Origin of the sequence: Amycolatopsis sp. NPDC051102 (assembly GCF_040682815.1) — a bacterium.
In the GTDB taxonomy this organism is placed as follows: domain Bacteria; phylum Actinomycetota; class Actinomycetes; order Mycobacteriales; family Pseudonocardiaceae; genus Amycolatopsis.
The window spans coordinates 35,632-56,247 of record NZ_JBFBBT010000024.1; the positions used below are offsets into that span (position 1 = coordinate 35,632).

Annotated in this window: 23 protein-coding genes; 6 read left to right on the forward strand and 17 right to left on the reverse strand. The window is 69.2% G+C overall.

All coding sequences use genetic code 11. The features are described from left to right. From rpsC to AB0M93_RS40815, 13 genes are all read right to left on the reverse strand, one after another. Positions 1 to 834 (reverse strand): 30S ribosomal protein S3, encoded by an 834-nt coding sequence (rpsC, locus tag AB0M93_RS40755; RefSeq protein WP_176173271.1) that lies wholly within the window; start codon positions 832 to 834, stop codon positions 1 to 3. Further along, the gene (rplV, locus tag AB0M93_RS40760; protein ID WP_013222606.1) at positions 834 to 1,253 is read right to left on the reverse strand and encodes a 50S ribosomal protein L22; all 420 of its coding nucleotides are present in this window, start codon (positions 1,251 to 1,253) and stop codon (positions 834 to 836) included. Before rplV ends, rpsC begins: the two co-directional genes overlap by 1 nt. A 31-nt stretch (positions 1,254 to 1,284) precedes the next feature. Next, positions 1,285 to 1,566: a 30S ribosomal protein S19 gene (gene rpsS / locus AB0M93_RS40765; RefSeq protein ID WP_003102083.1), complete on the reverse strand. Its 282-nt coding sequence runs from the start codon at positions 1,564 to 1,566 to the stop codon at positions 1,285 to 1,287. Positions 1,567 to 1,584: 18 nt separating this feature from the next. Then, complete coding sequence (gene rplB, locus AB0M93_RS40770; protein WP_003102084.1) at positions 1,585 to 2,421, reverse strand: 50S ribosomal protein L2; 837 nt, start codon at positions 2,419 to 2,421, stop codon at positions 1,585 to 1,587. Between the two features lie 15 nt (positions 2,422 to 2,436). Then, complete coding sequence (gene rplW / locus AB0M93_RS40775) at positions 2,437 to 2,748, reverse strand: 50S ribosomal protein L23 (RefSeq protein WP_003102087.1); 312 nt, start codon at positions 2,746 to 2,748, stop codon at positions 2,437 to 2,439. Then, positions 2,745 to 3,434: a 50S ribosomal protein L4 gene (rplD, locus tag AB0M93_RS40780; protein ID WP_364284789.1), complete on the reverse strand. Its 690-nt coding sequence runs from the start codon at positions 3,432 to 3,434 to the stop codon at positions 2,745 to 2,747. The genes rplW and rplD overlap by 4 nt, the downstream gene beginning before the upstream one ends. Beyond that, positions 3,431 to 4,087, reverse strand: a complete 657-nt coding sequence (rplC, locus tag AB0M93_RS40785; RefSeq protein WP_043781926.1) for a 50S ribosomal protein L3 — start codon at positions 4,085 to 4,087, stop codon at positions 3,431 to 3,433. The genes rplD and rplC overlap by 4 nt, the downstream gene beginning before the upstream one ends. Before the next feature lie 31 nt (positions 4,088 to 4,118). Continuing rightward, a complete protein-coding gene (gene rpsJ, locus AB0M93_RS40790; RefSeq protein ID WP_003102098.1) occupies positions 4,119 to 4,424 on the reverse strand; it encodes a 30S ribosomal protein S10 in 306 nt (101 codons plus the stop codon). Positions 4,425 to 4,820: 396 nt separating this feature from the next. Then, on the reverse strand, positions 4,821 to 6,014 hold the full coding sequence (gene tuf / locus AB0M93_RS40795) for an elongation factor Tu (RefSeq protein WP_086842945.1): 1,194 nt from the start codon (positions 6,012 to 6,014) through the stop codon (positions 4,821 to 4,823). Positions 6,015 to 6,143: 129 nt separating this feature from the next. Continuing rightward, positions 6,144 to 8,243 carry an elongation factor G gene (fusA, locus tag AB0M93_RS40800; RefSeq protein ID WP_364284792.1) on the reverse strand — a complete coding sequence of 700 codons (2,100 nt, stop codon included), beginning with the start codon at positions 8,241 to 8,243 and terminating at the stop codon, positions 6,144 to 6,146. A gap of 63 nt (positions 8,244 to 8,306) precedes the next feature. Then, complete coding sequence (gene rpsG, locus AB0M93_RS40805; protein ID WP_003102106.1) at positions 8,307 to 8,777, reverse strand: 30S ribosomal protein S7; 471 nt, start codon at positions 8,775 to 8,777, stop codon at positions 8,307 to 8,309. Further along, a complete protein-coding gene (gene rpsL / locus AB0M93_RS40810; protein WP_003102113.1) occupies positions 8,777 to 9,151 on the reverse strand; it encodes a 30S ribosomal protein S12 in 375 nt (124 codons plus the stop codon). The genes rpsG and rpsL overlap by 1 nt, the downstream gene beginning before the upstream one ends. Before the next feature lie 630 nt (positions 9,152 to 9,781). Continuing rightward, positions 9,782 to 9,937 (reverse strand): hypothetical protein, encoded by a 156-nt coding sequence (locus tag AB0M93_RS40815; RefSeq protein ID WP_364284794.1) that lies wholly within the window; start codon positions 9,935 to 9,937, stop codon positions 9,782 to 9,784. Positions 9,938 to 10,093: 156 nt separating this feature from the next. Between AB0M93_RS40815 and AB0M93_RS40820 the strand changes: the two genes are divergently transcribed. Genes AB0M93_RS40820 through AB0M93_RS40835 form a run of 4 tightly spaced genes read left to right on the forward strand, consistent with a single transcriptional unit; the run spans position 10,094 to position 12,819 of the window. Then, positions 10,094 to 10,630, forward strand: a complete 537-nt coding sequence (locus AB0M93_RS40820) for a YbaB/EbfC family nucleoid-associated protein (protein WP_364284796.1) — start codon at positions 10,094 to 10,096, stop codon at positions 10,628 to 10,630. Then, a complete protein-coding gene (locus tag AB0M93_RS40825) occupies positions 10,630 to 10,962 on the forward strand; it encodes a hypothetical protein (protein ID WP_364284798.1) in 333 nt (110 codons plus the stop codon). The genes AB0M93_RS40820 and AB0M93_RS40825 overlap by 1 nt, the downstream gene beginning before the upstream one ends. A gap of 10 nt (positions 10,963 to 10,972) precedes the next feature. After that, positions 10,973 to 12,199, forward strand: coding sequence for a hypothetical protein (locus AB0M93_RS40830; RefSeq protein WP_364284800.1), 1,227 nt, complete (start codon positions 10,973 to 10,975; stop codon positions 12,197 to 12,199). A 2-nt stretch (positions 12,200 to 12,201) separates the two neighbouring features. Beyond that, complete coding sequence (locus AB0M93_RS40835; protein WP_364284802.1) at positions 12,202 to 12,819, forward strand: hypothetical protein; 618 nt, start codon at positions 12,202 to 12,204, stop codon at positions 12,817 to 12,819. On the opposite strand, the gene AB0M93_RS40840 is transcribed toward AB0M93_RS40835, so the two are convergent. The 3 genes from AB0M93_RS40840 to AB0M93_RS40850 all read right to left on the reverse strand — a co-directional run bounded on the left by AB0M93_RS40840 (position 12,800) and on the right by AB0M93_RS40850 (position 14,947). After that, a complete protein-coding gene (locus tag AB0M93_RS40840; RefSeq protein ID WP_043781905.1) occupies positions 12,800 to 13,024 on the reverse strand; it encodes a hypothetical protein in 225 nt (74 codons plus the stop codon). The two genes, AB0M93_RS40835 and AB0M93_RS40840, sit on opposite strands and share 20 nt — an antisense overlap. A 41-nt stretch (positions 13,025 to 13,065) precedes the next feature. Further along, entirely contained in the window at positions 13,066 to 13,707 is a 642-nt protein-coding gene (locus tag AB0M93_RS40845) for a zinc ribbon domain-containing protein (RefSeq protein WP_364284804.1), read from the reverse strand. A gap of 61 nt (positions 13,708 to 13,768) precedes the next feature. Continuing rightward, positions 13,769 to 14,947, reverse strand: coding sequence for an MFS transporter (locus AB0M93_RS40850; protein ID WP_364284806.1), 1,179 nt, complete (start codon positions 14,945 to 14,947; stop codon positions 13,769 to 13,771). Positions 14,948 to 15,042: 95 nt separating this feature from the next. Here AB0M93_RS40850 and AB0M93_RS40855 point away from each other — a divergent pair, with 95 nt between their 5' ends. Together AB0M93_RS40855 and AB0M93_RS40860 are read left to right on the forward strand one after the other, a co-directional pair. Then, entirely contained in the window at positions 15,043 to 15,543 is a 501-nt protein-coding gene (locus AB0M93_RS40855) for an Lrp/AsnC family transcriptional regulator (RefSeq protein ID WP_364284808.1), read from the forward strand. A gap of 47 nt (positions 15,544 to 15,590) precedes the next feature. Beyond that, on the forward strand, positions 15,591 to 16,376 hold the full coding sequence (locus AB0M93_RS40860; protein ID WP_364284810.1) for a M15 family metallopeptidase: 786 nt from the start codon (positions 15,591 to 15,593) through the stop codon (positions 16,374 to 16,376). A 270-nt stretch (positions 16,377 to 16,646) separates the two neighbouring features. On the opposite strand, the gene AB0M93_RS40865 is transcribed toward AB0M93_RS40860, so the two are convergent. Beyond that, positions 16,647 to 20,558: a DNA-directed RNA polymerase subunit beta' gene (locus tag AB0M93_RS40865; RefSeq protein ID WP_364284812.1), complete on the reverse strand. Its 3,912-nt coding sequence runs from the start codon at positions 20,556 to 20,558 to the stop codon at positions 16,647 to 16,649. Positions 20,559 to 20,616: the final 58 nt, after the last annotated feature.

The following is a 20,616-nucleotide window of genomic DNA, read 5'->3' on the forward strand; positions in this document are numbered from 1 at the left end:
TCAGCCCTCCGTCTTTTCTGCGGTCTCGGTGGCCGGAGCCGCCGGGGCCTCGGTCGTGGCGGCAGCGGCCGCACGACCGGCTTCGGTCGAGGTGGCGGTGGTGCCCGAGGCGCCGGAACGACGCGGACGGGACGGCCGGTCGCTGCGGTCGCGACCACCGCGCGGCGCGCGCTCGGCGGCGTCACGGGCTTCGCGGGCCTTCAGGCCACCGACGAGCTCACCCTTGTAGATCCACACCTTGACGCCGATGCGACCGAACGTCGTCTTGGCCTCGAAGAAGCCGTAGTCGATGTCGGCGCGCAGCGTGTGCAGCGGGACGCGGCCATCGCGGTAGTGCTCGGAGCGGGACATCTCGGCACCGCCGAGACGACCGCCGCACTGCACGCGGATGCCCTTGACCTGCGGCGAGCGCATGGAGGTCTGGATCGCCTTCCGCATCGCGCGGCGGAACGCCACGCGGTTGGAGAGCTGCTCCGCGACCGCCTGGGCGACCAGCTGGGCGTCGGCCTCGGGGTTCTTGACCTCGAGGATGTTCAGCTGGACCTGCTTCTTGGTCAGCTTCTCCAGCGCGCCGCGGATCCGGTCGGCCTCCGCGCCGCGGCGGCCGATGACGATGCCCGGCCGGGCGGTGTGGATGTCCACGCGGACGCGGTCACGGGTGCGCTCGATCTCGACCTTGGAGATGCCGGCGCGCTCCATGCCCGTGGCGAGGAGCTTGCGGATCTTGACGTCCTCGGCCACGTACTCGGCGTACTGCTTGTCGGCGTACCAGCGCGACTTCCAGTCCGTGGTGATACCCAGGCGGAAACCGTGCGGGTTGATCTTCTGGCCCACTACCGGCCACCTGCCTTCTTCTTGCTCTGAGCCTTCTGCGCGACGGCCGGACGCGACTCCACCTCGACGGTGATGTGGCTGGTCCGCTTGCGGATCCGGTACGCGCGGCCCTGGGCCCGCGGGCGGATGCGCTTGAGGGTGGGGCCCTCGTCGGCGTACGCGTTCTTGACCCAGAGCGTCTCCGGGTCCAGCTGAAGGTTGTTCTCGGCGTTGGCCACGGCGCTGGCGAGCACCTTCGCGACCGGCTCGCTGGCCGCCTGCGGGGCGAACCGGAGCACGGCCAAGGCGTCGGCGGCGCTACGTCCCTTGATGAGCTCGATCACCCGGCGCACCTTGGTGGGCGAGTCCCGGACGAAGCGAGCCCGCGCGTACGCCGTAGGCAGTTCAGCCTCGGTCGTCGCGTCGTTCTGGGCGTTCATCGCTACTTCCCTTGTCTCTTATCGTGCCCGCTCAGCGGCGGCGCGACTTGCGGTCGTCCTTGATGTGGCCCTTGAAGGTCCGCGTCGGGGCGAACTCGCCCAGCTTGTGACCCACCATCGCCTCGGTGACGAACACCGGGACGTGCTTGCGGCCGTCGTGCACCGCGATCGTGTGACCCAGGAAATCCGGGATGATCGTGGAACGCCGCGACCAAGTCTTGATCACGGTCTTCTTGCCCGATTCGTTCAGCGCGTCCACCTTCTTGAGCAGGTGGTCGTCCACGAACGGGCCCTTTTTGAGGCTACGTGGCATTTGGTTCTACCTCCCTGCTCAGCGCTTGTTCTTGCCGGTACGCCGGCGGCGGACGATGAGGGCGTCGGACGCCTTGCGGCGACGCGTGCGGCCCTCGGGCTTACCGTTCGGGTTGACCGGGTGGCGACCACCGGAGGTCTTACCCTCACCACCACCGTGCGGGTGGTCGACCGGGTTCATGACGACACCACGGACCGTGGGGCGCTTGCCGCGCCAGCGGTTGCGGCCGGCCTTGCCCCAGTTGATGTTGGCGTGCTCGGAGTTGCCGACCTCGCCGACCGTGGCGCGGTTGCGCACGTCCACGTTGCGGATCTCACCCGAGGGGAGACGCAGCTGGGCGTACGGACCGTCCTTGGCGACGAGCTGCACCTTCGCGCCGGCGGACCGCGCCATCTTCGCGCCGCCACCGGGGCGGAGCTCGATCGCGTGGATCACGGTGCCGACCGGGATGTTGCGCAGCGGCAGGTTGTTGCCCGGCTTGATGTCGGCCCGGGGGCCGTTCTCGACGGTGTCGCCCTGCTTCAGCTTCTCCGGCGCGATGATGTAGCGCTTCTCGCCGTCGGCGTAGTGCAGCAGCGCGATGCGAGCGGACCGGTTGGGGTCGTACTCGATGTGCGCCACCTTGGCGGGGATGCCGTCCTTGTCATTGCGACGGAAGTCGATGACGCGGTAAGCGCGCTTGTGGCCGCCACCCTTGTGCCGGGTGGTGATCTTGCCGGACGAGTTGCGACCGCCCGAACCGCTCAGCGGACGAAGCAGCGACTTCTCCGGAGTGGAGCGGGTGATCTCGGCGAAGTCCGAGACGCTCGAACCGCGACGACCCGGGGTCGTCGGCTTGTACTTGCGGATGCCCATTGTCAGCTCAGTCCTTTACGCGGTGGGTCCGCCGAAGATCTCGATCGCCTTGCTCTCGGGCGAAAGAGTCACGATGGCGCGCTTGGTGTCCTTGCGCTTGCCGAAGCCGGCGCGAGTCCGCTTCCGCTTGCCCTGGCGGTTGGCCGTGTTGACGCTGACCACCTTGACGCCGAACACCTTCTCGACCGCGATCTTGATCTGGGTCTTGTTGGCGTCCGGGCGGACGATGAACGTGTACTTGTGGTCCTCGAGCAGCCCGTAGGACTTCTCGGAGATGACCGGCGCGAGCAGGATGTCGCGGGGGTCCGGAATGGCGACCGAACTCACTTCTCGTCACTCCCTTCCGTGACCTCGCCCGACCGCGCGGAAGCCTTGACGGTCTTACCGCGGACGGGGCCGGCGACGAACGCGTCGTACGCGGCCTTGGTGAACACGACGTCGTCGTTGACCAGCACGTCGTAGGTGTTGAGCTGGTCGGCCCAGAGGATGTGCACCTCGGGCAGGTTCCGCAGGGAAACCCAGCTCAGCTCGTCGTCCCGGTGCAGCACCACGAGCACGCGCTTCGCCAGCGTCACCGCGGCGAGAGCGGCCTTGGCGGCCTTGGTGTTCGGCTTCTCACCGGTCACCAGCTCGGTGACGACGTGCAGCTGGCCGGCGCGGGCCCGGTCGGAGAGGGCGCCACGCAGGGCGGCGGCCTTCATCTTCTTCGGGGTGCGCTGGGAGTAGTCACGCGGCGTGGGGCCGTGGACGACGCCACCGCCGGCGAACTGCGGCGCGCGGGTCGAACCCTGGCGGGCACGGCCGGTGCCCTTCTGGCGGTACGGCTTCTTGCCGCCACCGCGAACCTCACCACGGGTCTTCGTGTCGTGCGTGCCCTGGCGAGCGGCGGCCTGCTGGGCCACCACGACCTGGTGCATCAGCGCGACATTGGCCTGCACGTCGAAGATCTCCTCGGGGAGGTCCACGGTGCCGTCGGCTTTACCGGCCGGGGTCTTCAGCTCGACGCTTGTCATTCGGAGTTACCACCCTTCGCGGCGCTGCGAACGAACAGCACGCCGCCCTTGGGACCGGGCACGGCGCCCTTGATCAGCAGCAGGCCGTCGTCGGCACGCACGGCGTGCACGGTCAGGTTCTGCGTGGTGACCCGGTCGTTGCCCATCCGGCCCGCCATGCGCAGGCCCTTGAAGACGCGGCCGGGGGTGGCGCAGCCACCGATCGAACCCGGCTTGCGGTGCACGGCCTGGGCACCGTGGCTCGCGCCCTGGCCCTTGAAGCCGTGGCGCTTCATGACACCCGCGTAGCCCTTGCCCTTGCTGGTACCGGTCACGTCGACCTCGACGCCGGCGGCGAACACCTCGGCGGTGATCTCCTGGCCGACCTCGTAGGTCTCGGCGTCGGTGGTGCGCAGCTCGGCGAGGAACCGGCGCGGGGTCACGCCCGCCTTGTCGAAGTGGCCCGTGCGCGGCTTGTTCACCTTGCGCGGGTCGACCGCGCCGAACGCCAGCTGCACGGCCTTGTAGCCGTCCTTTTCCTGGGTCCGAACCTGGGTGACCACGTTCGGACCGGCCTTCACGACGGTGACCGGGACAACCCGGTTCTGCTCGTCGAAGACCTGGGTCATGCCGAGCTTGGTGCCCAGGATGCCCTTCATCTGCCTGTCAGACATGAGTCTCTTATCTCCGCCGCTCGCCCAACGCTTACTGGATGTTGACGTCGACGCTCGCCGGCAGGTCGATGCGCATGAGCGCGTCGACCGTCTTCGGCGTCGGGTCGAGGATGTCGATCAGACGCTTGTGCGTGCGCATCTCGAAGTGCTCGCGCGAGTCCTTGTACTTGTGCGGCGAGCGGATGACGCAGTAAACGTTCTTCTCGGTGGGCAGCGGCACCGGCCCGACAACCCGGGCGCCGGTGCGCGTGACCGTCTCCACGATCTTGCGCGCCGAGGTGTCGATCGCCTCGTGGTCGTAGGCCTTGAGCCGGATGCGGATCTTCTGTCCCGCCATGGTGGCTGCTCGTTCCTTGTCGTCTCGTGCCGCTATCTCACAAACCCCGCTGGGTGTTGCCACCCTGAGCCTGGGTTTCCGCAGTTCAACGGCCCTGTCCCCGGTCCACGCGGTCGGGCGTGTCGCGCCCGACGCACAGACGGATCCCGCGGGATCGTCGTCTTGCCTGGTCTTCCTCAACGTGAGGAGGCTATGAGCCGGCTGGACCGCCTCACTGCCCTTGCCCGCTCGCCTGCAACCCGAAGGAAGAGCTCGGCGGACCGTGGCCACTCGCACCGGAGCGGCCGGACCCTCGAAAGGATCGGCCGCCCCAGGACGAGCAACCTGAATAGTGTCGCACACGTGATTTGACGCCCCGAACCCGGGGGTGTATTGCCCCGGGTCAGGGCGCCTAAATCACTTGTTGATCTTGGTAACCTGGCCCGCGCCGACGGTCCGGCCACCCTCGCGGATGGCGAAGCGCAGACCCTCGTCCATCGCGACCGGCTGGATCAGCTGGACCGAGATGTCGGTGTTGTCGCCCGGCATGACCATCTCGGTGCCCTCGGGGAGGGTCACGACGCCGGTCACGTCGGTGGTGCGGAAGTAGAACTGCGGGCGGTAGTTGTTGAAGAACGGGGTGTGACGGCCACCCTCGTCCTTCGACAGGATGTAGACCCGGCCCTCGAAGTCGGTGTGCGGGGTGGTGGTACCCGGCTTCACGACGACCTGGCCGCGCTCGACGTCCTCGCGCTTGATGCCGCGGACCAGCAGGCCGACGTTGTCGCCCGCCTGGCCCGAGTCGAGCAGCTTGCGGAACATCTCGACACCGGTGACGGTGGTCTTGGTCGACTTCTCGCGGATACCCACGATCTCGACCTCTTCGTTGACGTTGATCTGGCCGCGCTCGACGCGACCGGTCACCACGGTGCCACGACCGGTGATGGTGAAGACGTCCTCGATCGGCATCAGGAACGGCTTGTCGAGCTCACGCACCGGGTCCGGCACGTTGTCGTCGACGGCGCTCATCAGCTCGAGAACGGCCTCGGACCACTTCTCGTCGCCCTCGAGGGCCTTCAGGCCGGAAACGCGCACGACCGGCGCGTCGTCGCCCGGGAACTCCTGCGAGGACAGCAGCTCGCGGACCTCCAGCTCGACGAGCTCGAGGATCTCCTCGTCGTCGACCATGTCGGCCTTGTTCAGCGCGACCACGATGTAGGGCACGCCGACCTGGCGGGCGAGCAGCACGTGCTCACGGGTCTGCGGCATCGGGCCGTCGGTGGCGGCCACGACCAGGATCGCGCCGTCCATCTGGGCGGCACCGGTGATCATGTTCTTGATGTAGTCCGCGTGACCCGGGGCGTCGACGTGCGCGTAGTGACGCTTCTCGGTCTGGTACTCGACGTGCGAGATGTTGATCGTGATGCCGCGCTGCTTCTCTTCCGGCGCGTTGTCGATCTGGTCGAACGCCCGCGACTCGTTCAGCTCCGGGTACTTGTCGTGCAGCACCTTGGTGATAGCCGCGGTCAGAGTCGTCTTGCCGTGGTCAACGTGACCGATGGTGCCGATGTTGACGTGCGGCTTGGTCCGCTCGAATTTCGCCTTCGCCACTGGAATGTCCTCCTGGACTGATTTCGCTTTGTGCTCGTGGGGCGGCGTGGCTGCCGCCCCACGATTGTTCCTTCGTCGGTGCTGCGGACGTTCAGGAGAGTCCCTTAATGCCCGCGAGCGCTGGGGGAGTTATTCCCCCGTCGCCTTCGCGATGATTTCCTTCGCGACGTTCGCGGGAACCTCGGCGTAGGAGTCGAACAACATGGAGTAGTTCGCCCGGCCCTGGGTGCGGGACCGCAGGTCGCCGACGTAGCCGAACATCTCCGACAGCGGGACCAGCGCCTTCACGACGCGGATGCCCGCCCGCTCCTCCATGGCCTGGATCTGACCACGGCGGGAGTTGAGGTCACCGATGACGTCACCCATGTAGTCCTCGGGCGTGGTCACCTCGACCGCCATCATCGGCTCCAGGATCACCGGGCCGGCCTTCTTCGCGGCTTCCTTCATCGCCATGGAACCGGCGATCTTGAACGCCATCTCCGAAGAGTCGACCTCGTGGTAAGCACCATCCAACAGGGTGAACTTCAACCCGACGAGCGGGTAGCCGGCCAGGACGCCGTACTGCATCGCGTCCTGCGCGCCCGCATCCACCGACGGGATGTACTCCCGCGGCACGCGACCACCGGTCACCTTGTTGTCGAACTCGTAGAGCGCGCCGTCGGTGCGCTCGAGCGGCTCCAGCTTCACGATGACCTTCGCGAACTGGCCGGAACCACCGGTCTGCTTCTTGTGGACGTAGTCGAGCTTGTCGACCGTCTTCTTGATCGTCTCACGGTAGGCGACCTGCGGCTTGCCGATGTTCGCCTCGACCTTGTAGTCGGACTTCATCCGGTTCACCAGCACCTCGAGGTGCAGCTCGCCCATGCCCGCGATGATCGTCTGGCCGGTGTCCTCGTCCAGCTTGACCTGGAACGTCGGGTCCTCTTCGGCCAGCTTCTGGATCGCCAGGGACAGCTTCTCCTGGTCGGCCTTCGTCTTCGGTTCGATCGCGACCCGGATGACCGGCTCGGGGAACGTCATCGACTCCAGCACGATCGGGTTCTGCGGGTCCGCCAGGGTGTCGCCCGTGGTGGTGTCCTTCAGCCCGATGACCGCGTAGATGTGGCCGACCTGGGCGTCGTCGACCGGGTTCTCCTTGTTGGAGTGCATCTGGAAGATCTTCCCGATGCGCTCCTTGCGCTCCTTGGTCGCGTTGATGACCTGCGCGCCGGCGGCGACCTTGCCCGAGTACACCCGGATGTAGGTCAGCTTGCCGAAGAACGGGTGCGCGGCGATCTTGAACGCGAGCGCGGCGAACGGCTCGTCGACCGACGCCTTGCGGGTGGCCACGGTCTCGCCGTCGGGCAGCAGGCCCTCGACGGCCGGGACGTCCAGCGGGGTCGGCAGGTAGTCGATGACCGCGTCGAGCATGGGCTGCACGCCCTTGTTCTTGAACGCGGAACCGGCCAGCACCGGGAAGACCTGGCTGGTGATGGTGAGCTTCCGGATGCCGGCCTTGATCTCGGCCTCCGTCAGCTCCTCACCCTCGAGGAACTTCTCCATCAGCGCGTCGTCCGCCTCGGCGACGGTCTCGACGAGCTTCTCGCGGTACTCGGCGGCCTTCTCGGCCAGGTCGGCCGGGATGTCCTCGATCGAGTAGTCCTCGCCCTTCTGGACTTCGCCGCGCCAGGTCAGCGCCTTCATGCGGACCAGGTCGACGACGCCTTCGAAGTCGTTCTCGGCGCCGATCGGCAACTGGATGACCAGCGGGCGGACGCCGAGGCGGTCCACGATGGTCTTCACGGTGTAGTAGAAGTCCGCGCCCAGCTTGTCCATCTTGTTGACGAAGCAGATGCGCGGGACGTCGTACTTGTCCGCCTGCCGCCAGACCTGCTCGGACTGCGGCTCGACGCCTTCCTTGCCGTCGAAGACGGCGACCGCACCGTCGAGCACCCGGAGGTTGCGCTCCACCTCGACGGTGAAGTCGACGTGCCCGGGGGTGTCGATGATGTTGATCTGGTGGTCGTCCCAGAAGGTGGTGGTGGCAGCCGAGGTGATGGTGATACCCCGCTTCTGCTCCTCCTCCATCCAGTCCATGGTGGCGGCGCCGTCGTGGACTTCACCGATCTTGTAGTTGACCCCGGTGTAGAACAGGATCCGCTCGGTGGTGGTCGTCTTGCCGGCGTCGATGTGGGCCATGATGCCGATGTTGCGGACCTTGTTCAGGTCGGTCAGCACTTCACGTGCCACGAGAGTGTTCCCCTGTTCTCAAGCTTGGGGCCCGGCATGGCTTGGTCGACAGCCGGGCGGTCATCACCAGCGGTAGTGCGCGAAGGCCCGGTTGGACTCGGCCATCTTGTGCGTGTCTTCGCGACGCTTCACGGAGGCACCGAGGCCGTTGGAAGCGTCCAGGAGCTCGTTCTGCAGGCGCTCGATCATCGTCTTCTCGCGGCGGGCCTGCGAGAAGGAGACCAGCCAGCGCAGCGCCAGCGTCGTGGAGCGACCCGGCTTGACCTCGATCGGCACCTGGTAGGTGGCACCACCGACGCGGCGGCTCTTCACCTCGATGGTGGGCTTCACGTTGTCGAGGGCGCGCTTCAGCGTGACGACCGGGTCGGTGCCCGTCTTCTCGCGAGCGCCTTCGAGCGCGCCGTACACGATGCGCTCGGCCAGGGACCGCTTCCCGTCCTTCAGCACCTTGTTCACCAGCTGGGTGACCAGCGGGGAGGCGTAGACGGGGTCGGAGATCAGCGGCCGCTTCGGGGCCGGACCCTTGCGGGGCATTAGCTCTTCTCCTTCTTCGCGCCGTACCGGCTGCGCGCCTGCTTGCGGTTCTTGACACCCTGCGTGTCGAGCGAACCGCGGATGATCTTGTAACGGACACCCGGAAGGTCCTTCACACGACCACCACGCACGAGCACCATCGAGTGCTCCTGCAGGTTGTGGCCCTCACCGGGGATGTAGGCGGTGACCTCGATGCCGCTGGTCAGCTTCACACGCGCGACCTTGCGCAGCGCCGAGTTCGGCTTCTTGGGGGTGGTGGTGTACACGCGGGTGCACACGCCGCGCCGCTGCGGGCTCCCCTTGAGGGCCGCGGTCTTCTGCTTGGCAGCCTTGTCCTGGCGGCCCTTGCGGACCAGCTGCTGGATCGTGGGCAATGGACCAGCTTCCTGTCGTGATCTGCTTCTTCGTGTCTTCACCGGCCCCCGCGGTCGGGCGTGTCGGCCCGCGTCACGGTCTCGCGACCGGTAACTTCCCGGAGGGATTTCCGTCGGAACCCCGACCTGCCGAAGCCGGTGACCGGGTGCCTGAGCACCCCGCCCATGCGCACGGCACGCGGAGCGGCCCGACGCATGCCGGGCACGGTCTCCAAAGATACCCGCCCGGATCCGGGAGGAGCGCGGCGGGGGGTCTGTAGGTCGACGAACCTCCAGCGTACCTCTCAACGCCCCTGGGCTGCGGGACATTCCACACCTCGGGTCGCGCGCGAACGCACGCCTCGGCGCGCGGGTGCGGCGGGAGGCCGGGCCGGGTGGTGCTTAGTGGTCAACGTCCGGTGGTGGCGGGACATTCCGCGGTCTGGACCCGGGCGGCGAGCGGCCTCGGGCGGGCAGTTGGGCGGCCGCTCACGGCACGTCCAGCCGGTCCGGTGCGCTGCCGGTGCGGCCTCACCGCCGCCGGAGCGGGCGCCGCAGCGGGGCGGGCGCCGCCGGAGTCGCGAGTCCCGGTCCCCCGCCGCGGGCCAGGAGCGCTCCGGTCTCCCGGACCGGCCCCTGACCCCGGCCGCCTCAGTCCTCGTCGGGCTTGGCGTGGTCCGGCTTGCCCGGGTTGGGGTCGCGGGACAGGTCGATCAACGGGTGGATGCCCGCCCCCTCCGGGGCCGCGTGGCTGCCCGTCGACTTCGGTTCTTCGGCCGGGCCTCCGGCCCCTTCGGTGCTGGTCATCACACACTCCTCGCGCGTTGTCCCCCTGCTTCCCTCTCCGGCCGAAACCTACCCATTACCCGGTCGGGTGATGCAGTGGGATCGGATCGGCCGTTCCGTGCGTCACAGTGCGGTCGAAGCGTCACGATGGGTCGACAACCAGCGGAGGGACGGGGCATGACGGCCGAGTTCGAGCACCTGGTGGCCGAGTTCGAACGGTTCCGGGCCGGCGTGCGCAACGCCGACGACCGGTTCGCCGGGCTGGGCGCCATGCGGCAGCAGCTGACCGAGCTGCGAGCCAGTGCCGCGTCGCCGGACGGGGGCGTCACCGTCGTGACCGGGCCCGGCGGGGCCGTCCTGGACGTCAAGTTCACCGAGGCCGCGCTCGCCAAGGGCCCGCAGGCCCTCTCGGCGACGCTGCTGGCCACCCTCCGGGAGGCCGTCGGCGAAGCGGCGCGGCGGCAGGCCGTGCTCGTCGAGGAGCACATGGGCGACGACCTCGGCCTGGTCGACCAGGTCCTGGAGACGCAGGCCGTGGCGTTCGGAACCACCGTCGAGGAACTGCGGTCGAAGCTGCCGGCGGAACCACCGCCGGCCGAGGACTTCTCGGAGCAGCGGGTGCTCCGCCCGGCCGATCCGCCGCCGGCGCCGCCCAGCGCGGGCCCGTCGGCGGGCGACCGCTTCCTGAAGAACCTGTTCGACGAGGAGGACTGATGGGCGGCGGCTACCGCGTCCAGGTCGACGCGCTGCACAAGTACGTCGGTGACCTGGGCAAATACCGCGAGCAGGGCGCGAAGATCACTGAACAGGTGAGCCAGTCCGACGTCGGCGGGAAGTCGTGGGGCGTCGTCGGCGTCTTCACCAAGAGCGGCTACGACGACACCCTGCGCGAGCTGCAGTCGCTGCTGGCGTCGATCGCGGACGGGCTGGCCTCGGCGCAGGCGAAGCTGACCGACGCGGCGAACGTCTACCAGGGCGTCGAAGACGACCACAAGACCTTCTTCGGGCAGGTCGAGGTGCTGCTCGACGGCCCGGGAAAGCACTGAGGGGGCAGCCGTGGCCGAGGTCGAAGACGTCGCGGGCGGGATCACCGTCAAGTCCGGGGACCCGAAGACCGTGCTCGGCGTGAACGTCGACAACGCGGTGAAGGCCACGCCGTTCGCCGGCAGCGCCGTCACCGTCGGCAAGGACGCCGTCTCGGTGACGAAGGCGGTCTTCGCGCCGCAGCCCGACGGTGCCGACATCACGCTCGCGCTCGGCACGATCGCGACCGACACCGCGAGCTTCATCCAGTCGAGCTCCAGCACCCTCACCGACATCGCCACCGACCCGCTCGGCTGGCTGGTCGGGCAGGGGCTGAACTTCCTGGTCAACGCCGTCCAGCCGATCCAGGACGCAATCCACTTCGTCAGCGGTGACGGGCCCGCGCTGGGCGCCGCCGCGGAGAACTTCGGCGCGATCGCCACCGGGCTCGACCAGCTGGCCAAGAACTTCGCCGAGGTCGCCGACGAGTCGCTGAAGGACTGGCAGGGCGACGCGAGCAACGCGGCGAAGGCCGCGCTGGGAGAGTTCGCGCACGGCATCGAAGGCGTGGCGGGCAAGTCCGGCGACCTGGCCCGGATGCTGCAGCTGAACAGCATGCTCATGAGCTTCGCCGAGGACCTGATCAAGGCCATCCTCACCGAGTTCGTGACGTGGCTGGTCCTGTTGTGGGTGCCGGCGCTGGCCGCCGCGGTGCCGACCTGCGGGGCTTCGCTGTCCGCCGCGGCCCCGGTGACCGAGGTCAAGGCCGCCCAGACGACCGCCAAGACCACGCAGAAGGTCAACAAGCTGCGCGAGCTGCTGCAGAAGGTGCTCGACTGGCTCCGGCAGCTGCAGCAGAAGTTCGCCACGACCACGCTGGGCAAGTCGCTGACGAAGATCGCCGAGGAGAACGAGGGCAAGGACCTGCTCCAGAAGGCCGTCGGCGACCAGGGCATGATCGGCAAGCGCTGGGCGAAGGCCTTCGAGAACCCCGTCCTCGACGCCGCCGGCAAGGTCGACTACACCAAGACGATGCTGAAGGCCGGCGCCACCGAAGCGCTGAAGAAGGGTGGCGAAGCGGCGGTCAAGGGCGTGCTCGGCTACAACCCGGCGAACCCCGGCGACAACCCGGCCAAGACGGTGAACGACCACCTCGGCAAACTCACCAGCCACGTCAAGAACGCCAAGAAGGCGAGCGGCTACGACGGGACGGGCCGCGACCAGTCCGTCGACGAGACCCGCGAGGACCTGGACTTCTGACGGTGCAGACGCTCTTCACGATCGGCGTGCTCGTGGTGGTGGCCGCGGTCGCCGCCGCTGTCTGGTGGCGGTCGCAGCGGAAGGCCGCCGGGAGCCGGGCGGACCACTGGTTCCGGGCGTTCGCGGCCGAGCGGGGCGGGACCTTCGGCAGCGGTGACGACGGCGGCTCCCCGACGTTCGGCGTGGTTCACCCGGCCGGGCGACCGCTGACCGGCGGGCCGGCGGATCCCTGGGTCGAGTTCCGCCTCGGCGACCGGCCGGTGCTCGCGATCGACACGCGCGAGTCCTACCGGCACTTCGACGACCACACGTACTTCCGCGACCTGCACGTCACGCAGGTGCGGGTGCCGCCGGGCCCGGAGCTGCGGATCGTCCCGGGCCGGCCGGTGTCGATGCCGACGCTGCCGCCGGACTCGCCGCTCGACGCCGAACTGGCCCGGTGGCTCGCGGCGAACCCGCGGTTCGGGCAGCGCGAGGTCGTCGTCGAGAACGGCGCCGCCCGGACCTGGGGCCAGGGCTGCGCGACGCGGCAGAACGTCACCTCCGAAGCGCAGTACCTCGCCGACCTGGCCGATCACCTGCCGTCGACGCTGTGGAACGTCAGCGGCGACGCGTCGTGAGGTGGGTCAGGGCCGCCGACAGCGCGAACACCAAGCCGAGTCCGACGACGTAGGGCCCGGCGAGCAGGGCGAACCCGGCGCCGATGTTGGCGTCCGGCTGGTCGGAAGTGGCCCGGAAGCCGATCGCCCCGACCGACAGCAGGATCGCGCCGGCCGTGATCAACACGACGGCGACCACCGTGAGGCGCTTCGTGACGGGCGTCATGCCTTCATGGTGCCGGGGGCGGCGCGGATCCGCTGAACGGCTCAGAGTTTGCTGCCGCAGTCCGAGCAGAACAACGCGCCCGGCTTGTTGGTCTCGCTCCCGCAGCCGCCGCAGGCGACCTTCAACGCCAGTGATGTCCCGCACGAGGAACAGAACTTGCCGCCGTCCGCCTTCAGGCCGCAGCCCGGGCACGTCACCTTGGCCCGGGTGTCGATGTCGAGGCCCGACGTCCAGTCCTTCTCGCGGGCCTTGTCCCAGATCTGGTCGCGCTGGGCCGATGCCTGGGCGCGGGAGATCTCCTCCGCGACGCTCGGCGAGCAGCGCAGGCACTGGCCGATTTCCTCGTTCCAGCACTGGGTCTGGCACATCCAGTCGCCGCAGCCGCGGCACTGGCGGAAGCTCGGGGTGATCTCCTGGACCGCCGCGGCGAGCGCCTTGTCCTTGGCCGGCGAGTTCGTCGCGCGGTCGTAGCGCCACTGGTCGGCCGAGTTGCTCAGGTCACGCAGCGTCCCGCCGAAGAACGAGCCCACGGCGCGAAGCACGCTTCGGCCGGTCTCGACGTTGTCGCGCTGGAAGGCGGAACGGAAACCGTTGCCGCAGCGTTCGCACCGGAACTCGAACTGGTACCCCTGCGTGTTCGAGAGGTCCGAGAAGTTGTCCGTGAAAGGCACAGAGTCAGCCACGGCCCATCTTGTCCGGGCGGCCGCGGCCCCGGTGACGAGAGATTTGCCGACAACGGCCCGGCTACCCGCCGTCACGGGCGACGGAGAAAGCCAGCGGCAGCAGGGCCAGCACGCCGCCGACCACCGCCACCAGCGCGTACCCGCCACCGGCGAACAGCGCGCCGGATCCCAGGCCGGCCAGCGCGGACGCCGACCAGACGACCGCGTCGACCGTGCCCTGCACCCGGCTGCGCGTCTCCGGTGCGAGGTCCCGGCTGAGCTGCGCGCTGCCGCCGACGAACACCAGGTTCCAGCCGTAGCCCAGCAGGAACAGCGCGATCGGCAGGCCGGACGTGTGCGCCGTCGGGGCCGCGAGCGCGGTCGCCGTCGCCAGGGCGAGCACGCCGAGCCCCGCGTTGATCGCCACGCGCGGGCCCCAGCGGTCGGCGATCCGGCCGGACACCGGCGCCAGCGCGAACATCCCGAACAGGTGCGCGCTCAGCACCCAGCCGACGACGCCGAGGCCGTGCCCGTGCGCCTGCAGCTGCAACGGCGTCATCGTCATCACCGCGCCCATCGTGAGCTGCGCGGCGACCATCGCGACCAGCGGCCGCGCGACGCCGGCCGGGCGCACCGGGCCGCGAGCGGTCACCACGGGCTCCCGCGGCGGAGGCACGTGCCGCGGGAGGAACGCCGCCGCCAGTGCCGCACCCGCCGTGGCCAGGACCGCCACCGCGACCGGGCCGGACAGCGACGGCCGGCCGAAGCCGGCCGCGACGCCGGCCGCCGGGGCCATCAGGGCCGGTCCGGCGAGCGCGCCGATGGTCCCGCCCCAGACGACGGTCGAGAGCGCGCGGCCCCGCTGGTCCTCCGGGTACAGGTCCGCGGCCAGGTAGCGCGAGAGCTGCGCGCCGCCGTTGCCCAGCCCGACCAGCAGGATGCCCAGCAGCAGCGGCACGACGGACGTCGCCAGCGCGCCCGCGAACGCCACCAGCGCGCCGGCGGCGGCGACGCCGTAGCCGACGGTCAGCACGCGACGGCGGCCGTGGCGCGGCAGCAGCGTCCCCGCGCCGAGCGCGCCCGCCGCGGTGCCGAGCACGTTCGCCACGCTCGGCAGCCCGCTCCAGACCGCGCCGCTGCCGGCGGCGACGATCAGCGTGGCCGCGGTGCCCAGCCCGACCGTGGCCGTGTTGAGCAACGCGACGCCGGCGAACAACGCCCACACGGACCGGGTCCGGCCGGTCACCGTCGAAGTCCCCATGACCGGCAACGTTAGGGATTCCCGAGCCCGGTTCGAAGGGACGGTCGACGGCAAATCCGTCGCCTCGGGCGCCCTTCGGAAGGAAGATGGGCGCCATGACCTTCCGTTCGGAAAAGGCCCTGGACGACGTCGACTGGCGGCTGCTGGACCTGCTGCAGGCCGACGGGCGGCTGTCGTTCAAGGAACTCGGCCGCCGGATCAACCTCTCGGCGCCGGCGGTGGCCGAGCGGGTGCGGCGGCTCGAAGAGACCGGGGTGATCACCGGCTACCGCGCCCAGGTCGACGCGCGGCGCACCGGCCAGCCGCTGCAGGCGTTCGTCGAGATGCGCTGCGCGCTGAGCAGCTGCCTGCTCAAGACGTCGAAGTCCGAGGACTACCCGGAGGTCGTGGAGATCCACCGGCTGAGCGGCGACCACTGCACGATGCTGAAGATCCGGGCCGCGTCGCTCGAACACTTCGAAGGGCTGCTGGAGCGGCTCGGCAAGCACGGCGAGCTGCGGTCGTCGGTGGTGCTTTCGACGCAGTTCGAGGGCCGGCCGGTGCAGCCGCCGTCGGACGACTTCCTGCGGGCGACGAAGGCCGACGGCTGGTCCTGACCCCGACGGCGGCTGTGCGCCCGGCGCCGGGCTGGTAGACGAAAGAGATGCCGATCTTCACTCGCCGGGTGCGCGCGCTCGCCGTCACCCTCGCCGCTCTGGGCGGCCTCGCCGTGCCCACGCCCGCGCAGGCGGGGACGGCACGCAGCTTCGTCGCACTCTCCGACGTCGCGCCGTCGATCCTGCAGGACATCCGCTACGACACGCGGCACAACTTCGTCGGCCGCCGCATCGACGGCTACCGGCAGCCGCTGTGCATCCTGACCCGGCAGGCCGCCGAAGGGCTGCGGAAGGCGCAGGCGCAGCTGCTCCGGCAGGGCTACACGCTCAAGGTGTACGACTGCTACCGCCCGCAGCGCGCCGTCGACCACTTCGTGCGGTGGGCGAAGGACCTCGCCGACGAGAAGATGAAGGCCGAGTTCTACCCGGACGTCGCCAAGGACCGGCTGTTCGCCGAGGGGTACATCGCCGAGAAGTCCGGGCACAGCCGCGGCAGCACGATGGACCTGACGCTGGTGCGGCTGCCGCCGCGGTTCCAGCGGCCGTACGTCCCGGGCGAGCCGCTCGAGGCGTGCTTCGCCCCGCGGGACCAGCGGTTCCCGGACAACACGGTCGACATGGGCACCGGCTACGACTGCTTCGACCCGCTCGCCCACACCGACAACCCGGCGATCACCGGCGTCGCCCGGCAGAACCGGAACCTGCTGCGGGCCACGATGACCGCCGCGGGCTTCCGCAACCTGCCCGAGGAGTGGTGGCACTACACGCTGAACGACGAGCCGTTCCCCGACACCTACTTCGACTTCCCGGTGTCCCGGGGAAGCCTGCACTGACTCCCTGCACTGACAAGGAAAGTGCCCCGGTCCACTGTGGACCGGGGCGCTGCCGTTCCGGGTGTCAGGCCGCGCGACGGCGACGGCCGCGGTGCGGTCCGCCGGGTTGGGGCACGTCCGGCAGCAGGGCGTCGCCGGGTTCGGCTCAAGCCCGCACCACGACGGGCGGCCACGGTGGCCCGGCGACGTCGCTCGAGCCGGGTTCTCCCCGGTAAGAAACGGGAAAGGCCCCCGCCGGAACCCGGCAGGGGCCTTTCTCGTGACTCAGCTTCAGCGGAAGTCGCGGCCGAAGTCGTAGTCGTCCAGCGGAACCGCGGCACCGGTACCCGTACCGAACACGTCCGGGGTGTAGTAGCCGTCGTCGTAGGACGGGATCGCGTACGCCGCGACCCGGGCCTCTTCGGTCGGCTGCACCTGGATGTTGCGGTACTTGTTGATGCCCGTACCGGCCGGGATCAGCTTACCGATGATCACGTTCTCCTTGAGGCCCACGAGCTTGTCCGAGCGGCCGTTGATCGCCGCGTCGGTCAGGACTCGCGTGGTCTCCTGGAACGACGCCGCCGACAGCCACGAGTCCGTGGTGAGCGACGCCTTCGTGATACCCATCAGCACCGGACGGCCCGAAGCCGGCTCGCCGCCTTCGGCGACCGCGGCCCGGTTCGTCGCCTCGAACTTGGTCCGCTCGGGCAGCTCGCCCGGCAGGAAGTCCGTGGCCCCGGAGTCGATGATCGTCACCCGGCGCAGCATCTGCCGGACGATGACCTCGATGTGCTTGTCGTGGATCGACACACCCTGCGCCCGGTACACCTTCTGGACCTCGTCCACCAGGTGGATCTGCGCCTCGCGCGGCCCCATGACCCGCAGGACCTCGTGCGGGTCCGGCGTGCCTTCGAGCAGCTGCTGGCCGACGTGCACGTGGTCGCCGTCGCCCAGCGGGCCGTTCGGGGTGTTCGCGAGCCGCTGACGCTTGGACAGCTTGTCGAAGACGATCTCTTCGCCGCCGTCGTCCGGGATCAGCGTGATCTTCCAGAACCGCTCGCTCTCCTCGATGCGCACGCGGCCATCGACGTCGGCGATCGGCGCCTTGCCCTTCGGGACACGAGCCTCGAACAGCTCCTGGACACGGGGCAGACCGGTCGTGATGTCGTCACCGGCGACACCACCCTGGTGGAACGTACGCATCGTCAGCTGCGTACCCGGCTCACCGATCGACTGGGCGGCGACGATACCCACCGCCTCGCCGACGTCGACGAGCTGACCGGTCGCCATCGAGCGGCCGTAGCAGGTCGCGCAGATACCGACGGCCGACTCGCACGTCAGCACCGAGCGGACCTTGACCTTCGCGATGCCGCTGGAGATCAGCTTGTCGATGGCCGGGTCGCCGATGTCGTCGCCGGCGTTCAGCACGACGTTGCCCTTGGCGTCCACCGCGTCCGTCGCGAGGTTCCGCGCGTACACGGAGGTCTCGACGTGCTGGTCGCGCAGGACCTTGCCGTCGCCGATGTCCTCGCCGATCGGCATCATGATGCCGCGGGTGGTGCCGCAGTCGGTCTCGCGGACGATGACGTCCTGCGAGACGTCCACCAGACGCCGGGTCAGGTAACCCGAGTCGGCGGTCCGCAGCGCCGTGTCCGCCAGGCCCTTCCGGGCACCGTGCGTCGCGATGAAGTACTCCGCCACCGACAGGCCTTCACGGAAGTTGGCCTTGATCGGACGCGGGATGTACTCACCCTTCGGGTTCGACACCAGGCCACGCATACCGGCCAGGGACCGGACCTGCGTCATGTTACCGGCGGCGCCCGACTTCACGATCATGGCGATCGGGTTGTCGTCCGGCAGCGCCGTCTCCATGATCTTGTGGACCTCTTCGGTGGCCTGCGTCCACACCTTGACGAGCTCGTTGTTGCGCTCGGCGTGCGACAGCTGACCGCGCTGGTAGCGCTTCTCCACCTGGGAGGCCTTGCCCTCGTACTCGTCGAGGATGGCCTTCTTGCCCACCGGGGTGAGCACGTCCGAGATGGCGACGGTGACGCCCGAGCGGGTCGCCCAGTAGAACCCGGCGTCCTTCAGGCGGTCCAGGGTCTGCGCGACCTGGGTCATCGAGTACCGCTCGGCGAGGTCGTTCACGATCGCGGCCTGCCGCTTCTTCGGCATCGGCTCGTTGATGAACGGGTAGTCCGCCGGCAGCAGCTCGTTGAACAGCACGCGGCCCAGGGTCGTCTCGGCCAGCCACGCCTTGCCCGGCTCCCAGCCCTTCTCCGCGAGCCGCGCCTCGTCGGCCTTCGCCGGCTGACGGTCGGTGATGCGGATCTTGACCGGGGCGTGCAGGCTCAGCGCCTTGCGGTCGTAGGCCATGATCGCCTCGGCCGGCGACGAGTACGCGTTGCCCGCGCCCTCGGCCGTCTCGGTGAGGCGGGTCAGGTGGAACAGGCCCGTGACCATGTCCAGCCGCGGCATGGCGAGCGGACGGCCCGACGCCGGCGACAGGATGTTGTTCGCCGACAGCATCAGGATCCGGGCCTCGGCCTGCGCCTCGGCCGACAGCGGCAGGTGCACCGCCATCTGGTCACCGTCGAAGTCCGCGTTGAACGCCTCGCAGACCAGCGGGTGCAGCTGGATGGCCTTGCCCTCGACCAGCTGCGGCTCGAAGGCCTGGATGCCGAGGCGGTGCAGCGTCGGCGCGCGGTTCAGCATCACCGGGTGGCCGGTGATGACCTCTTCCAGCACGTCCCACACCTGCGGCCGCGAGCGCTCCACCATCCGCTTGGCGGACTTGATGTTCTGCGCGTGGTTCAGGTCGACCAGCCGCTTCATGACGAACGGCTTGAACAGCTCGAGCGCCATGTCCTTCGGCAGGCCGCACTGGTGCAGCTTCAGCTGCGGGCCGACGATGATGACCGAACGGCCCGAGTAGTCGACGCGCTTGCCGAGCAGGTTCTGGCGGAACCGGCCCTGCTTGCCCTTGAGGAGGTCGGACAGCGACTTCAGCGGCCGGTTGCCCGGGCCGGTGACCGGACGCCCGCGGCGGCCGTTGTCGAACAGCGCGTCGACGGCCTCCTGCAGCATCCGCTTCTCGTTGTTGACGATGATCTCGGGCGCGCCGAGGTCGATCAGCCGCTTGAGGCGGTTGTTCCGGTTGATGACCCGGCGGTACAGGTCGTTCAGGTCCGACGTCGCGAAGCGGCCACCGTCCAGCTGCACCATCGGGCGCAGGTCCGGCGGGATCACCGGGACGGCGTCGAGCACCATGCCGCGCGGGTCGTTGCCGGTGGCCTGGAAGGCCGCGACGACCTTGAGCCGCTTCAGCGCGCGGAGCTTCTTCTGCCCCTTGCCGTTGCGGATGGTGTCGCGCAGGCTGTCGGCCTCGGCGTTGACGTCGAACTCGGTGGCCAGCTTCTGGATGGCCTCCGCGCCCATGCCGCCGGTGAAGTACTCGCCGTAGCGGTCGACGAGCTCGCGGTAGAGCAGCTCGTCGGCGATCAGCTGACGGGTGTCGAGCTTCGTGAAGGTCGTCCAGACCTCCTCGAGGCGGTCCAGCTCGCGGCCGGCGCGGTCGCGCAGCTGGCGCATCTCGCGCTCGCCGCCCTCCTTGACCTTGCGGCGGACGTCGGACTTGGCGCCCTCCGCCTCCAGCGCGGCCAGGTCGGCTTCGAGCTTCTGCGCCCGCGCCTCGATGTCGGCGTCACGCTTGGTCTCGAGGTTCTTGCGCTCGACGCCGATCTCGTTCTCGAGGGTCGGCAGGTCGTTGTGGCGCAGCTCCGTGTTCACGCCCGTGATGACGTAAGCAGCGAAGTAGATGATCTTCTCGAGGTCCTTCGGCGCCAGGTCCAGCAGGTAGCCCAGGCGGGACGGAACACCCTTGAAGTACCAGATGTGGGTGACCGGGGCGGCCAGCTCGATGTGGCCCATCCGCTCGCGGCGCACCTTGGCGCGGGTCACCTCGACGCCGCAGCGCTCACAGATGATGCCCTTGAAGCGGACGCGCTTGTACTTGCCGCAGTAGCACTCCCAGTCCCGGGTCGGGCCGAAGATCTTCTCGCAGAAGAGGCCGTCCTTCTCGGGCTTGAGCGTCCGGTAGTTGATGGTCTCCGGCTTCTTGACCTCGCCGTACGACCACTGACGGATGTCGTCGGCCGTGGCGAGACCAATGCGGAGCTCATCGAAGAAGTTGACGTCCAGCACGTCTAGATCCCCTTGGGGTTATTTCGGGGGTCTGGGGGTCGCTCCCCAGATATCCCTG

Bases quoted from the DNA above. Each gene is read 5' to 3' on its own strand.
- rplV (WP_013222606.1), bottom strand. From the start codon at position 1,253: ATGAACGCCCAGAACGACGCGACGACCGAGGCTGAACTGCCTACGGCG.
- rpsS (WP_003102083.1), bottom strand. From the start codon at position 1,566: ATGCCACGTAGCCTCAAAAAGGGCCCGTTCGTGGACGACCACCTGCTC.
- rplB (WP_003102084.1), bottom strand. From the start codon at position 2,421: ATGGGCATCCGCAAGTACAAGCCGACGACCCCGGGTCGTCGCGGTTCG.
- rplD (WP_364284789.1), bottom strand. From the start codon at position 3,434: ATGACAAGCGTCGAGCTGAAGACCCCGGCCGGTAAAGCCGACGGCACC.
- rplC (WP_043781926.1), bottom strand. From the start codon at position 4,087: ATGTCTGACAGGCAGATGAAGGGCATCCTGGGCACCAAGCTCGGCATG.
- rpsJ (WP_003102098.1), bottom strand. From the start codon at position 4,424: ATGGCGGGACAGAAGATCCGCATCCGGCTCAAGGCCTACGACCACGAG.
- rpsG (WP_003102106.1), bottom strand. From the start codon at position 8,777: ATGCCCCGCAAGGGTCCGGCCCCGAAGCGGCCGCTGATCTCCGACCCC.
- AB0M93_RS40815 (WP_364284794.1), bottom strand. From the start codon at position 9,937: ATGACCAGCACCGAAGGGGCCGGAGGCCCGGCCGAAGAACCGAAGTCG.
- AB0M93_RS40820 (WP_364284796.1), top strand. From the start codon at position 10,094: ATGACGGCCGAGTTCGAGCACCTGGTGGCCGAGTTCGAACGGTTCCGG.
- AB0M93_RS40825 (WP_364284798.1), top strand. From the start codon at position 10,630: ATGGGCGGCGGCTACCGCGTCCAGGTCGACGCGCTGCACAAGTACGTC.
- AB0M93_RS40840 (WP_043781905.1), bottom strand. From the start codon at position 13,024: ATGACGCCCGTCACGAAGCGCCTCACGGTGGTCGCCGTCGTGTTGATC.
- AB0M93_RS40850 (WP_364284806.1), bottom strand. From the start codon at position 14,947: ATGGGGACTTCGACGGTGACCGGCCGGACCCGGTCCGTGTGGGCGTTG.
- AB0M93_RS40855 (WP_364284808.1), top strand. From the start codon at position 15,043: ATGACCTTCCGTTCGGAAAAGGCCCTGGACGACGTCGACTGGCGGCTG.
- AB0M93_RS40860 (WP_364284810.1), top strand. From the start codon at position 15,591: ATGCCGATCTTCACTCGCCGGGTGCGCGCGCTCGCCGTCACCCTCGCC.